This window comes from Rhizobium herbae, assembly GCF_019511375.1.
Classification (GTDB): Bacteria; Pseudomonadota; Alphaproteobacteria; order Rhizobiales; family Rhizobiaceae; genus Pararhizobium; species Pararhizobium herbae_A.
Map to the genome: position 1 here is coordinate 22,727 of NZ_JAEUAO010000004.1, position 12,947 is coordinate 35,673.

Here is a 12,947-nt window from a genome sequence, read left to right on the forward strand (position 1 = left end):
GACGAGGCAGGCCTTCGGTCGCGCAGGCGCCGTTCCAAGCCGCTGCCACCGGTTCAGGTAGGCCGCGGCCCTTTGCTCAAGCCCGGTGATCGATACGCTCGACAAGGCGGTCGCCCAGCCATTGGATGCCGCAGACGATGGCGATCAGGACGACGACGACCGCAACCATCACGCTCGTCTCGAAGCGCTGGTAGCCATAGCGGATCGCGAGGTCCCCGAGGCCACCGGCGCCGATGGCGCCTGCCATCGCCGATGCACCGATCAGGGTGACGAGCGTCACGGTAAAGCCGGCGACGATGCCCGGCAGGGCTTCCGGCACCAGCACTTCGCGGATGATGGTCCATCGATTTCCGCCCATCGCGCGAACCGCTTCAATCAGACCCCGGTCAACCTCCCTGAGCGAGACTTCTGCGATCCGGGCGTAATAGGGCGTGGCGGCGATCGCCAGCGGTACGATGGCCGCCGCGGTCCCGAGCGCCGTTCCGACGATCAGGCGCGTGACGGGAATGAGGGCCACCAGGAGGATGATGAAGGGCACCGAGCGAAACCCGTTGACGATGGCGCCGGCCAGGCGGTTAACCGAGAGGTTTTCGGCAATGCCGCCGCGATCGGTAGCGACCAGTGCAAGCCCGAGCGGCAGGCCAGCAATGAGCGAGATCAGGCCCGCGGCAAAGGTCATCAGCAGCGTTTCCCAGACTGAGCGGAGAAGCAGATCAAACAGGACGGGCGTCATAACCAAGGACCTCCACACGGGCCGAACGACCCTTCAGAAACTGCAGGACGGGCGTCAGCCTGGAAGGATCGGGAACGCCGATGAAGAAGCGCGCAACCGGCTGCTCCTGAATATGATCGATGCCGCCATGGATCAGCCGGAACGCGTTTGGCAGCTCTGCCGAGAGATCGGCAAGGAGCGGCGAACTGGCATGGGGTCCGGCGAGGTCGACGCTGAGTATGGCTTCTCCATCGGGGCTTTGCCGGAGTTTTTTTGCGATATGGTCGGGCAGTTGCGGTCGGATGGTGCTTAGAAGGCTGCGCGTCGTGACGCTTTGCGGGTTGGCAAAGACCGACCAGACGGCGCCTTCCTCGACAATGCGCCCACCATCGATGACCACGACCCGGTCGGCGATGTTGCGCACCACTTCCATCTCATGGGTGATCAGCAGAATGGTGAGGTCGAGCTTCTTGTTGATGTCTTTGAGAAGCGCCAGGATTGCGTGGGTCGTCTCCGGATCGAGCGCCGATGTGGCTTCATCCGACAGGAGAAGCGCGGGACGTGCGGCCAGCGCACGGGCGATGCCGACCCGCTGCTTCTGCCCACCCGAGAGTGCCGAGGGGTAGGCTTTTGCCTTCTCCGACAGCCCGACGAGATCCAGCAATTCCGCCGCACGCTTGAACCGGGCGGCCTTCGGCAGGCCTTCGATCTTCAGCGGCAGCGCGACATTTTCTTCGACGGTCTTGGCCGACAGGAGATTGAAGTGCTGGAAGATCATGCCGATCTTGCGCCGCAATGGCTGCAACTGCTTCTCCGACACGCCTGCGATGTCCCGGCCCTCGATCAGGACACGACCCGAATCGGGCCGCTCCAGACCGTTGAGGCAACGGATAAGCGTGGATTTGCCCGCGCCGCTGCGCCCGATAAGGCCGAGGATCTCGCCCTTGCGAACGGAGAGCGAAACCCCGTCGAGTGCTGCGGTCTTACCGAAATGGCGCCGGACATCTGTCAGTCGGACGACATCCGGCTTGTCTTCGGCATCTTGCGGCACGGCTGTCGCGGCCACGGTTGGGTGTGAATTCATGCAACGTCCTTCTGCGCTTCAGCGGAAATCAATGTCCAAAGCCAAAGGCGGCCCGGACAAAATCCGACGGCCGCCTCGACATGACCCAGTCTATGCTCAGTATCAGTAAGCGCTGATGCCGGTGCCCTTGTAGACCCGGTCGAACTCCGCTTTCACGGTGTCGTTCTGGTACGCGGACACAAGCGTCTTGACCCAGGGCTCGTTTTCCTGACCAGCCCTGACAGCGATGAAGTTGCGATAGGGGTTGTCGTCCACCGGTTCCTGCGCGATCCGGTGTTCCGGTGTCAGCCCGCTCTTCAGCGCCCAGTCGGTATTGACGACGGCCGCATCCAGATCCTCGATGGCGCGCCCGACGACGCCCGCATCAAGTTCCTTGATCTCGATCTTCCTGGGATTTTCGACAATATCGGCAATCGTTGCAAGAATGCCGGTGCCCTCCTTCAGCTTGATGATGCCTTCATTCTGCAGCACACGCAGCGCGCGGCCCTCGTTTGACGGGTCGTTCGGGACACCGACGACTGCACCCTCCGGCAGCGCAGAGACTTCGGTGAATTTCTTCGAATAGAGCCCGATCGGCCAGACGCCGGTGTAACCGACAGGGACGATCTTGTAGCCGTGCGCCTTGATCTGGTTTTCAAGATAGGGGAGATGCTGGAAAGCATTGGCGTCGATTTCGCCGCGTTCGAGCGCTTCATTGGGTTGCGTGTAGTCGTTGAAGACGACGGTTTCGATGGTAAGATTCTGCTTGGCGCCCTCGGCCGTCACGACGCGCCATACGTCTTCGTCCTCACCGCTGATGATGCCAACCTTGATGGACTTGGCCTCCTGCGCCACCGACGTGTCGGGAAGTGATGTCACCGCGACTGCGAATGTGGTGGCCAGCAGTGCCGCAAGGGCGGCGCGGCGGGGCCGCGTGATCGCCTTGATAAAGGGGGCGAAGATGTTGCTCATGAGAGTTTCCTGTCTAAATCCCGGGAGGATGAAATCGAGAAACACGGGAGGAGTGTTTCGGGCGTCAGGATCGCAAATGCCCGTTTGATGAGCGAAGCATGATTATTTGTTGTGCAGACCGATGCAGGAAAAACAATCTCACCAGTGCGAGAACGGCAGACAAGATTTCTACTTAAATTATAGACTAAGTTCATCAGAACCCGTCGAAGAGAGCAGATGCGCCCTGTCATCTCGACAAGACGGACGAAATCCATCCAGACGCTATTCACTTCGGGGCGATGCTTCAAAAGCGATTGGCGTTTCCGAGCCTTGTTGTCTCGAGCCTCAACGATCCCCAGATGCCGTGCGAGCAATGCAGGCATTATGCGACCGTCTGGGGCAGTGACCTGATTGATCTCGGCCATGCCGGACAGATCAACGTCGCAAGCGGATTTGGGCCTGTGAGCTTGGTTACAGGCTCGTCTGCCTGCTCCATCGAAATCAATCCGACAGGCTGGCCGGAGTCATGTCGATGATCGGATCGCGTCGCCCGTTTCGGGGACTGGTCGAAGACCGGCGATTGCTCTCCTAAAGCCGGCTGCCCCAAGGTACCAGCCGCCGTTCGATCAGCCGCGCGATTGTTTCCAGCAAGAAAGCGATTGCAGCAATGGCGAGGATGCCGCTGATGACCACGTCGGTGACCAGAAATTGCGCGGCTGCCTGTATCATGAATCCGAGGCCCCGCGTGGCTGCGACAAGCTCCGCGGCAACGAGCGTCGACCATCCTGCACCAAGCGCGATCCTTACGCCGGTCAGGATCGAGGGAAGGGCGCTCGGGAGTGTGACGTGACGCAGGACCTGGGCGGTGGTCGCGCCGAAGGAGCGGGCTGCATTGATCCTGTCGCTGGAAACGGACTTCACGCCCGCGACGGTCGAAAGAATGATCGCAGGCAGCATAGCCAGCGAGATGACAACGATTTTCGACGTCTCGCCAATGCCGACCCAGATGATGATCAGCGGCAGATAGGCAAGCGGCGGCAAGGGTCTCAGAAATTCCACGATAGGGTCGAAGATGCCCTTGCCGACGCGGCTCGAGGCGATCGCGAGGCCGACCGGAATGCCAATAAAAACGGAAGCGAAGAGGGCCGCAAAAATACGGAGAAGGCTGGCTCCGGTGTGCTGTGCAAGGGTTGAATCAACAAAGCCGACCGTCACCAGATTGACGAATGATCGTCCGACCGAGAGCGGCGAGGGGAGGAAGATTGGCGAGATGATCTGATAGAGCGACAGCGCTGTCCAGCCAGCGATCAGTGCCGCGACGGTCATCAGCGAAATCATGATCGTCGGAAAGGTACGGCGCTGTCTGCGGCTTTGATCGTTGCTGCCAGAGAGGCTGCCGGCGGCAATGTAGGTTTCCGTGGACACTGTCATGCGGCACGCTCTGCCTGTTCGTCGTGAATGAGGTCGGTCAGGGTTTCCTGAAGCGAATGAAACGCATTCTGTTTCTTGATGGTGCGCACGGGCTGTCCTGCCAGCACTTCCCGGCCGAAGCTCACGGGTATATCGGCTGCGATGCGCCCCGGATCGGGTGACAGGACGACGACACGGGTCGCAAGGAGCAGGGCTTCCTCGATGCTGTGCGTGATCAGAAGAACGCCGGCACCACTTTGCGACCAGATGGTGAGGAGCAGTTCCTGCATCTTTCCGCGCGTCAGGGCATCAAGCGCGCCAAGCGGCTCGTCAAGGAGGAGAAACCGGGGGCTCGATGCGAGTGCGCGAGCGATGCCGACACGCTGGCGCATGCCGCCAGAGAGTTCCCATATCTTCTTGTCGCCGGCGCCGGGAAGCCCGACATGGTTCAGCAACTTTTCCGCCGCCTCGAAACGATCGGCTCGCGGAACGGATCGGAGTGCCAGCGGAAAGGCAATGTTGTCGCGGGCGTTCAGCCAGGGATATAGCGCATCGTCCTGGAAAACGACGGCGCGGTCCGCACCCGGCCTGTCGATGGTCACGCCGTCGATGGCGATGCGGCCGTTGCTGGGCGCAATGAAACCCGCAGCCAGATTGAGAAGGCTGGTCTTGCCCGAACCCGATCGGCCGATGACGGCGACGAACTCGTCAGCGCGAAGGGATAGATTGATCGCGCCGAGAACCAGCTTCCCGGTTTTTGCGGCTGCGCCGTAGTCCAAGGATACATTTTCGAAGGAAAGAATGCTCACAGCAAAGGCTTTCGAAGGGCCAGGCGTCCCCAAGGGTGCCTGGCCGGTTGTTTAGTTTTGTCAGAAGGAAAGTTTGGCTGCTTCTGTGACCCAGCGGGTCGAGACATAGGGCGAGTAGTCCGGCAGGACCGAAGGGATCTTGCCCTGCTCGAACAGGAAGGCCGACGTTTCGGCGACGGCCTTGACCGTGCCGCCACCGAGCAGGTCGGCGCCGGCCTGTTCTTCCAGGGAGGGGAAATAATAGCCCTTGAGCAAGGCCGGAACTTCGTCCTGCTTGGCGCCCGTCAGCTTGGCAATCTTCTCGGCGGCAGCCGAGTTGGCGTTCCAGTCGTCCGGATTGGTGCGGTAGGAGGCGTAGGCGTCGCCGGTCACTTTCACGAAAGCCGTGACGATGTCAGGGTGAGCGTCGGCGAACTTCTTGCTGACGATCCAGGCGTCGAAGGTCGGACCACCCCACTTCGCGACGTCCGCTGACGTTGCGAGCACTGTCCCGGATTTCTTCAGCTCGGCAAGAACCGGATCCCAGACGTAAGCACCGTCGATATCGCCGCGCGACCAGGCTGCGGCGATTTCCGGCGGGCGCAGGTTGAGGATCTCGACAGATTTCGGATCGACATTCCAGTGCTTCAGCGCCGTCAACAAGCTATAGTGGGCGGTGGACACAAACGGTGTGGCGATCTTCTTGCCGGCGAGTTCCTCCGGCTTGCTGATGCCCTTGACGGCCAGCGCTTCTGCTTCGCTGATCAGTCCGACGACGAAGATAGTCTGGATCTCAAGCCCCCGGCTTGCGGCGGCAGCAAGCGGCGACGAGCCGACATAACCGATATCGATCGAGCCGGAAGCCACCGCCGCGATCACGTCGGCACCGCCGTCGAACTTCTGCCAGTTGATGGCGGCTCCGGTCACCTTCTCGTAGGTGCCGTCGGCTTGCGGAACCCGCGATGGCTCGACGATCGGCTGGTATCCGACATTAAGCGTCACGTCAGCCGCATAGGCTGCGCTGAAACTGGTGCTGATGAGAACAGCGGCTGCGGCCGCCGTCGTTACGAACAAGCGTCGTGTTACGGACATATTAATCTCCCGCCGTTTGACTTTGTGGTTTCCGACCGAACCCGGGGCTTTCTCGGAACCGTGACGACGTTAGGATCATATATCCGATAGTTTTTATGGAGATAAATAATTCCTGATAATTGGTTTGTCTTGCAATGCTGTTCCATTTTTTTAGGTTTAGCGAGACGCTTCCGGTGATGCGCGTCTCGCCCTCAATAGCGCCAGATCGGCATCTATACGTTCAGCATGTCCGGCTATCCGCACCTGGAAGAAGCCTGCAGCTTCGGTTACTGGGCCTGCCGAACCTACCATTGAACCATCCGGTCAAGCTGAAGGAAACGACAGCCACATGCCGGAACGTTCGGTCAAACGACCGCTTTTTGGCGGGCATCCGCGTTATGTAGCGGATCGAACCGGTTTCCGCCGCGCTGGACACGTTCGGCCGCACGACTGGGACTGCCCCACGTTAATGGGCACGCAATTCGTCGCAACGGGATTGCACCGAGCGCAAGCGAAGGACGTGGCTAGCGCAGGCCTCACCATGACTTCACAGCAGCCCGCGTGAGTTGACCCGCTCGCTTCCATGCGGAAAAGAGAGCGGCGTTTTTCAATTCTGTCGCCTCTTTTGAAAATTCATTCCTGTCCAAGCCCTATTATATATACAATTTATAGAGATAGTGTTTAATTACGGGAAACTCAAATGACTGGTCCAACCATCCTCGGTCTCTCGGGGAATGTCAAAAGACCTTCGCGCACGGCCTCGCTTGTCGAGTCCATTGTTTCGCTGGCTGTGGACCGGCTGGGAGGGCGCGGTCGGATAATAGAGCTGGTGAACGCTGCGCCGGTTCTTTTCAAGGCCCTGCGTGCCGACCAGCTCGATGAGGAAGGGCGCGCGATCATTGATGCTGTCGAGACGGCTGACGTGCTCGTCGTCGGTTCTCCGGTCTACCGCGCATCCTATACCGGCGCGTTGAAACATCTATTCGATCTTGTCGATTACCGGGCGCTCACCGGCAAGCGCATCATTCTCGCAGCGACAGGTGGAACACCTCTGCACGGGCTGATGACTGAGCATCAGTTGCGGCCGTTGTTCGGCTTCTTCAACGCGTTCACGCTGCCCACCGCCATCTATGCCACTGAAGCCGATTTCAGCGGATACGAGATCAGCAATCCTGCGGTTGACGCGCGCATTCAACGCGCCGTGTCGGAACTCGCGCAGGCTGTTTCCGCTAACGATCAAACCCAGTCCGCCAGTGTTGCCGGTCATCGCCCGGCGCTTGTCGCGGCTTCCGCCTAAAATTGAAGAGGGAGAATATCATGTCTTACGCGAACAGAGAGCCGGTCAAATTTGCCTATTGGGTGCCCAATGTCTCGGGCGGACTTGTCATTTCCAATATCGAGCAGCGGACCAACTGGACCATCGAGTACAACCGCAAGCTGGCGCAGATCGCCGAAGCCAGCGGCTTCGACTATGCGCTGAGCCAGATACGCTTCACGGCGGGCTACGGGGCCGAGTACCAGCATGAGTCGGTTTCGTTCAGTCATGCGCTGCTGGAATCGACGACGTCGCTCAAGGTCATTGCCGCCATCCTGCCGGGTCCCTGGAATCCGGCGCTGGCCGCCAAACAGATCGCCACGATCAATCATCTGACCAATGGTCGCGTCGCCGTCAATGTCGTCAGCGGCTGGTTCCGCGGCGAGTTCCATGCGATCGGCGAGCACTGGCTTGACCATGATGAACGCTATCGCCGCTCGGAGGAGTTCATCCGGGCACTTCGCGGCATCTGGACCGAAGATAACTTTTCGTTCAACGGCGACTTCTATCGTTTCACCAATTATTCCCTGAAGCCGAAACCGATCGATCCGCAGCCGGAAATATTCCAGGGCGGCTCCTCGCGCGCGGCTCGCGACATGGCTTCGCGCGTTTCAGACTGGTATTTCACCAACGGCAACACGCCGGAGGAAATCCGCAAGCAGGTCGAGGACATCCAGGCAAAGGCGAAGGCCAACGGCCACAAGGTTCGTGTCGGCGTCAATGCCTTTGCAATCGTCCGAGAGACCGAGGAAGAGGCAAAGGCTGTACTTGCCGAAATCATCGAGAAGGCCAATCCGGAAGCGGTCAATGCCTTCGGTCACGAGGTCAAGAACGCTGGCAAGTCATCGCCTGAGGGCGAGGGCAACTGGGCAAAATCCTCGTTCGACGACCTGGTCCAGTACAATGACGGGTTCCGTTCCAACCTGATCGGCACGCCACGCCAGGTGGCCGAACGGGTCGTCAACCTCAAGCGCGCCGGCGCCGATCTCATTCTGCTCGGCTTCCTGCATTTCCAGGAAGAAGTCGACTATTTCGGCAAGCACGTCATCCCGCTGATCCGCGAGCTTGAAGAGGCCGAGATCGCGACTGCTGTCGCTGCCGAATAATCCGTCATCGGCAACGGTGGCCCGATCAGGGCCGCCATTGCGATTGCGACGCGGCCTTTGACGGCCCGCGAAGGGGAAACCGTGCCTTGCGGCATCTGCGCGGGGACACGGCGCGAAATGAATCTGGAGAGACGGGCATGCACGCAATGACATACGCTTTTGGAGGCCTGGGTTCGGCGCCCATTCCGCCGGATGTTCAGGAGCATCTCGCGGCTCGCGAGGCGCGTGCCCCCGGCGACGAGGCGCCTGAAGATGGATGGCGTGACGGCGCGCTCGAACTATCGGGCATCAGTCTCTCCTTCGGCGGCGTCGTGGCGCTGAGCGATATTGACCTTTCCCTGCGCAGGGGAGAAATCAGGGCGATCATCGGGCCGAATGGTGCAGGCAAGAGCTCGCTGATCAATGTCGTCAGCGGAATCTACAGGCCCGATCGCGGCCATGTCCGGATTGAAGGGAAGCGCTATGGCCAGGTGCCGACCCAGGAACTCGCCCGCCTGGGTATTGCCCGCACCTTCCAGAATCTGGCCCTGTTCAAAGGCCTGAGTGTTCTCGACAATGTCGTCTCCGGCCGCGCTCACGCGGTCCGCTCCTCCTTTTTGGGCCAGATCGCGGGCGTCGGCCTGTCGCGCCGCGAAGACGCCGATGCCCGCGACCGGGCCGCGCGCATTCTCGAATTCCTCCATTTGACCCAAGTTCGGGACCGCCTGGCCGGAACGCTTCCCTATGGCCTGCAGAAGCGGGTCGAACTTGCCCGTGCACTTGTTGCCGAGCCGGCCATCCTGCTGCTCGACGAGCCAATGGCCGGCATGACGGTGACGGAGAAGAACGAAATGGCCGGCTTCGTGCGCGCCGCCCGTGATCAATTCGGCACCACCGTGGTTTTAATTGAACACGACATCGGCGTCGTCATGGGGCTGTCCGACCGCGTCGCCGTACTCGACTACGGTCGCAAGATCGCCGATGGCCCGCCGGACGAGGTCCAGCGCGATCAGCGCGTCATTGACGCCTATCTTGGGGTCGCGCCAGAAAATGAAGACGGGGAGGGAATCTGATGGCCGATTTCGACTGGCTGTTCTTTACCGAGGTCCTCGTCGGCGGTCTCCTGTCGGGCGTCATGTATTCGATGGTCGCGATTGGCTTCGTGCTGATCTACAAGACCTCGGGCGTGCTCAATTTCGCGCAAGGAGCCATGCTGCTGTTTGCGGCGCTGACATTCGTCAGCCTGACCGAACGCGGCGTTTCCTTCCCGTTCGCCTTTCTCATCACGTTCGCCATCATGGTCCTGATCGGCGCCGCCGTCGAGCGCACCGTGCTGCGGCCGTTGACCAACAAGCCGCCGATCACGCTGTTCATGGCGACGCTGGGCCTATCTTACATCATCGAGGGAGCGGCGCAGTTGATCTGGGGCACGCAAGTGCATGGGCTTGATCTCGGCATCGAGGATCTGCCCTTCGATGTCGGCGGCGTCTTCATCAGCCAGTTCGATATCTTCGCGGCGGTTGTCGCGGGGGGGCTGGTCGCGCTGTTGTCCGTTTTCTTTCGTTATACCCGCATCGGGCTCGGTTTTCGCGCCGTGGCGGACGATCAGTTTGCAGCCCTCGCCGTCGGGCTTCGGCTGCCTTGGATCTGGGCGACAGTCTGGGCGGCGGCAGGGCTGGTCGCCCTTGTCGCAGGCCTTCTCTGGGGCGCACGCGTCGGCGTGCAGTTTTCGCTATCGCTGATCGTGCTGAAGGCCCTGCCGGTGCTCGTCCTCGGCGGGTTCGATTCGATCCTCGGCGCCATCGTCGGCGGGCTGTTGATCGGCGCATCCGAGAAGCTGGCCGAAGTCTATATCGGCGAATATTTCGGCGGCGGTATCGAGGGCTGGTTTGCCTATGTGATCGCGCTCGCCTTCCTGCTTGTTCGCCCTTCCGGGCTTTTCGGCCAGAAGCTTGTTGAAAGGGTCTGAGACATGTCCGTGATCGACTCCGATCTCCCGCATTACCATTTCCCCGCAACGTGGGCCGTGCCATCGGCATTGCTTGCGATCGCCTATGTCGCTGTTCCACTTCTGGGATCGAGCTACCTGTTCGAAGCCATCCTTCTGCCCTTCCTGGCGCTCAGTCTTGCCGGCCTCGGGCTCAACATCCTGACGGGCTATGCGGGCCAGGTGTCGCTAGGCAGCGCCGCTTTCATGGCGGTCGGTGCGTTCGCTGCCTTCAATTTCAATCTCAGGATCGATGGATTGCCGCTGATCGCCAGCATCGTGCTGGCCGGGTTTGCCGCTGCTGCCATCGGTCTGGTGTTTGGCCTCCCAAGCCTCCGTCTAAAGGGTTTCTACCTCGCGGTATCGACCCTTGCGGCGCAGTTTTTCGTGCAATGGGCGTTGACCAAGTTTGGCTGGTTCTCCAATGACTCGGCCTCCGGTGTCATCGATGCCCCGGCGCTCTCGGTTGCGGGCTTTGTCTTCGAAGGTCCCGTCGGGCGCTACTATTTCGCCTTGAGCGTCGTCGTGGTGCTGACGTTTCTGGCCCATCGCCTCGTCAATTCGCAGACCGGCCGCAATTTTATCGCCGTGCGCGACAATGAAACGGCGGCCCAGATCATCGGCGTTCCCGTGCTGAAGACCAAGCTGCTCGCCTTTGCGATTTCGTCCTTCATCATCGGCGTCGCCGGTGTGCTATGGGCTTTCGCCTACCTGCGCACGGTGGAACCGGCTGGTTTCAATCTCGACCGATCGTTCCAGACTCTGTTCATCGTCATCATCGGCGGGCTCGCCTCGATCCGAGGTGCCTTCTTCGGTGCCGCGCTGATCGTCGTCTTTCCGCTTTTCCTGTCGCGGGCGGGCTCGTTTTTGCTCGGCGACGTGTTCGATTCGGGCGTGCTCGACATGAGCCAGCGCATCGTGCTCGGCACGCTCATCATCCTGTTTCTGATCCTCGAACCGGACGGGCTCGTCGCCCTCTGGGACCGGATCCGAAGACGCATAGGTTCCGCTGTCAGGCGGACCTGACCAGTCCGGAGCGAATATGCTCCGTATCCGCAGTCAACCTTCATCAGATCAACCCCAGAACCGGTGCCTTGCCCGGTCGATACCCGGAGTGTGTCCAGAAATGACGATCCTCAGCAACTTCAAAGCGGCCGTGCTGGCCGCAGGCCTCGCCCTCACGGTGGCCTTGCCGACGGCCCATGCCGACGAGCAATACTTTCCCCTCCAGAGCTACCGGGTCGGACCTTATGCGGCCGGCGGTACCGGCTTCTTCGGCGGCTTTATCGATTATCTCAACCTCGTCAACACCCGTGATGGCGGCGTCAACGGCGTCAAGCTGACCTGGTCGGAAGCCGAGACCCAGTACGAAGTCGAGCGCGGCGTCGAGGCCTACGAACGGCTGAAGAGCAATCCGAACGTGGCGGCCTGGAACCCGCTTTCGGTGGGCATCGCCTATGCGATGATCGACCGCATCACGGCCGACAAGGTGCCGTTGATCACCATCAACCATGGCCGCACGGATTCCACCGATGGTCGCGTCTTCCCTTATGTCTTCCCGCTGCTGCTCAACCCCTACAGCGAGACGTCTGGCATCGTGAACTACATCGCCTCCAGGGAAGGCGGTCTGGAAAGCCTGAAGGGCAAGAAGATCGCCGTGCTGTATCACGGCTCGCCCTATGGCAAGGAGACGATCCCGATCTACGAATTGCTGGCGCAGAAATATGGCTTTGAACTGCAGCAGATCGAAGTGCCGCATCCGGGCAACGAGCAGCAGTCGCAATGGCTGGCAATCCGCCGCGCCAAGCCCGATTACGTCGTTCTGCGCGGCTGGGGCGTCATGAATCCGGTGGCGCTGAAGACCGCCGCCAAGACCGGGTTCCCGGTCGATCACATCATCGGCAATGTCTGGTCGAATTCCGAAGAGGACGCCATTCCGGCCGGCGAGGCCGCCAAGGGCTATACCGCGATCACAACCCAAGCGTCGGGGGCTGAATATCCTGTGGTGCAGGAGATCGTCAAGACGATCTACGACGCCGGCAAGGGCAACCTGGAAGACAAGAAGCGCATCGGCTCGGTCTACCACAATCTCGGCATCGTCAACGGCATCCTGAATGTCGAGGCTATTCGCATCGCGCAGGAGAAGTTCGGCAAGCGGACTCTCACGGGCGACGAAGTGCGCTGGGGCTTCGAACATCTTCAGCTTGATCCTGCCCGTGTCGAGGCACTCGGCGCCAAGGGCCTGTTCCACTCGATTAACGTCACCTGGGACAATCACGAGGGCAACGGCTACGTGACCTTCCAACAGTGGGACGGCGCCAAGTGGAACGTGGTTTCCGACTGGATCGCACCCGACTGGGCGCTGCTGCGGCCGATCATCGAAAAGTCGTCGGAAGCCTATGCCGCCGAAAAGGGCATCAAGCTGCGCAGCGCTGAAGACGCAGAAACGGCGACCAACTGATCCCTCAAGGCTGCGCATTTCGCGCGGCCTCGAGGATCCGCGGGGGTGGCTGTCTTCCCTCACAACCAGCCCCGCGCCTCTCTTTTCAATCGCCCTTTTGCAAG

The 12,947-nt window shown here is 60.7% G+C and carries 12 protein-coding genes and 1 pseudogene; 7 read left to right on the forward strand and 6 right to left on the reverse strand.

What is annotated here, in order from left to right:
* Nucleotides 1-76: 76 nt before the first annotated feature.
* The 3 genes from JNB71_RS16920 to JNB71_RS16930 form a co-directional block, all read right to left on the reverse strand.
* The gene (locus JNB71_RS16920; RefSeq protein ID WP_220372991.1) at nt 77-733 is read right to left on the reverse strand and encodes a methionine ABC transporter permease; all 657 of its coding nucleotides are present in this window, start codon (nt 731-733) and stop codon (nt 77-79) included.
* The gene (locus JNB71_RS16925; protein WP_220372992.1) at nt 714-1,796 is read right to left on the reverse strand and encodes a methionine ABC transporter ATP-binding protein; all 1,083 of its coding nucleotides are present in this window, start codon (nt 1,794-1,796) and stop codon (nt 714-716) included. The genes JNB71_RS16920 and JNB71_RS16925 overlap by 20 nt, the downstream gene beginning before the upstream one ends.
* A gap of 102 nt (nt 1,797-1,898) precedes the next feature.
* Nucleotides 1,899-2,747, reverse strand: a complete 849-nt coding sequence (locus JNB71_RS16930; protein ID WP_220372993.1) for a MetQ/NlpA family lipoprotein — start codon at nt 2,745-2,747, stop codon at nt 1,899-1,901.
* 230 nt (nt 2,748-2,977) lie between these two features.
* On the opposite strand from JNB71_RS16930, the pseudogene JNB71_RS16935 reads away from it, so the two are divergent.
* A pseudogene (locus JNB71_RS16935) lies at nt 2,978-3,262 on the forward strand (alpha/beta hydrolase); the annotation flags it as partial.
* A 52-nt stretch (nt 3,263-3,314) separates the two neighbouring features.
* Here JNB71_RS16935 and JNB71_RS16940 read toward each other — a convergent pair.
* Genes JNB71_RS16940 through tauA form a run of 3 tightly spaced genes read right to left on the reverse strand, consistent with a single transcriptional unit; the run spans nt 3,315 to nt 6,016 of the window.
* On the reverse strand, nt 3,315-4,157 hold the full coding sequence (locus JNB71_RS16940; protein WP_220372994.1) for an ABC transporter permease subunit: 843 nt from the start codon (nt 4,155-4,157) through the stop codon (nt 3,315-3,317).
* The gene (locus JNB71_RS16945; RefSeq protein ID WP_220372995.1) at nt 4,154-4,945 is read right to left on the reverse strand and encodes a taurine ABC transporter ATP-binding protein; all 792 of its coding nucleotides are present in this window, start codon (nt 4,943-4,945) and stop codon (nt 4,154-4,156) included. Before JNB71_RS16945 ends, JNB71_RS16940 begins: the two co-directional genes overlap by 4 nt.
* A 60-nt stretch (nt 4,946-5,005) precedes the next feature.
* A complete protein-coding gene (gene tauA / locus JNB71_RS16950) occupies nt 5,006-6,016 on the reverse strand; it encodes a taurine ABC transporter substrate-binding protein (RefSeq protein WP_220372996.1) in 1,011 nt (336 codons plus the stop codon).
* A gap of 679 nt (nt 6,017-6,695) precedes the next feature.
* Here tauA and msuE point away from each other — a divergent pair.
* The 6 genes from msuE to JNB71_RS16980 all read left to right on the forward strand — a co-directional run bounded on the left by msuE (nt 6,696) and on the right by JNB71_RS16980 (nt 12,843).
* A complete protein-coding gene (gene msuE / locus JNB71_RS16955) occupies nt 6,696-7,292 on the forward strand; it encodes an FMN reductase (protein ID WP_220372997.1) in 597 nt (198 codons plus the stop codon).
* Nucleotides 7,293-7,312: 20 nt separating this feature from the next.
* Nucleotides 7,313-8,416 (forward strand): dimethylsulfone monooxygenase SfnG, encoded by a 1,104-nt coding sequence (sfnG, locus tag JNB71_RS16960; RefSeq protein ID WP_220372998.1) that lies wholly within the window; start codon nt 7,313-7,315, stop codon nt 8,414-8,416.
* Between the two features lie 137 nt (nt 8,417-8,553).
* Nucleotides 8,554-9,468: an ABC transporter ATP-binding protein gene (locus JNB71_RS16965; protein WP_220372999.1), complete on the forward strand. Its 915-nt coding sequence runs from the start codon at nt 8,554-8,556 to the stop codon at nt 9,466-9,468.
* The gene (locus JNB71_RS16970; protein WP_220373000.1) at nt 9,468-10,364 is read left to right on the forward strand and encodes a branched-chain amino acid ABC transporter permease; all 897 of its coding nucleotides are present in this window, start codon (nt 9,468-9,470) and stop codon (nt 10,362-10,364) included. Before JNB71_RS16965 ends, JNB71_RS16970 begins: the two co-directional genes overlap by 1 nt.
* Nucleotides 10,365-10,367: 3 nt before the next feature.
* Entirely contained in the window at nt 10,368-11,408 is a 1,041-nt protein-coding gene (locus JNB71_RS16975; protein WP_220373001.1) for a branched-chain amino acid ABC transporter permease, read from the forward strand.
* 100 nt (nt 11,409-11,508) lie between these two features.
* A complete protein-coding gene (locus JNB71_RS16980) occupies nt 11,509-12,843 on the forward strand; it encodes an ABC transporter substrate-binding protein (RefSeq protein ID WP_220373002.1) in 1,335 nt (444 codons plus the stop codon).
* Nucleotides 12,844-12,947: the final 104 nt, after the last annotated feature.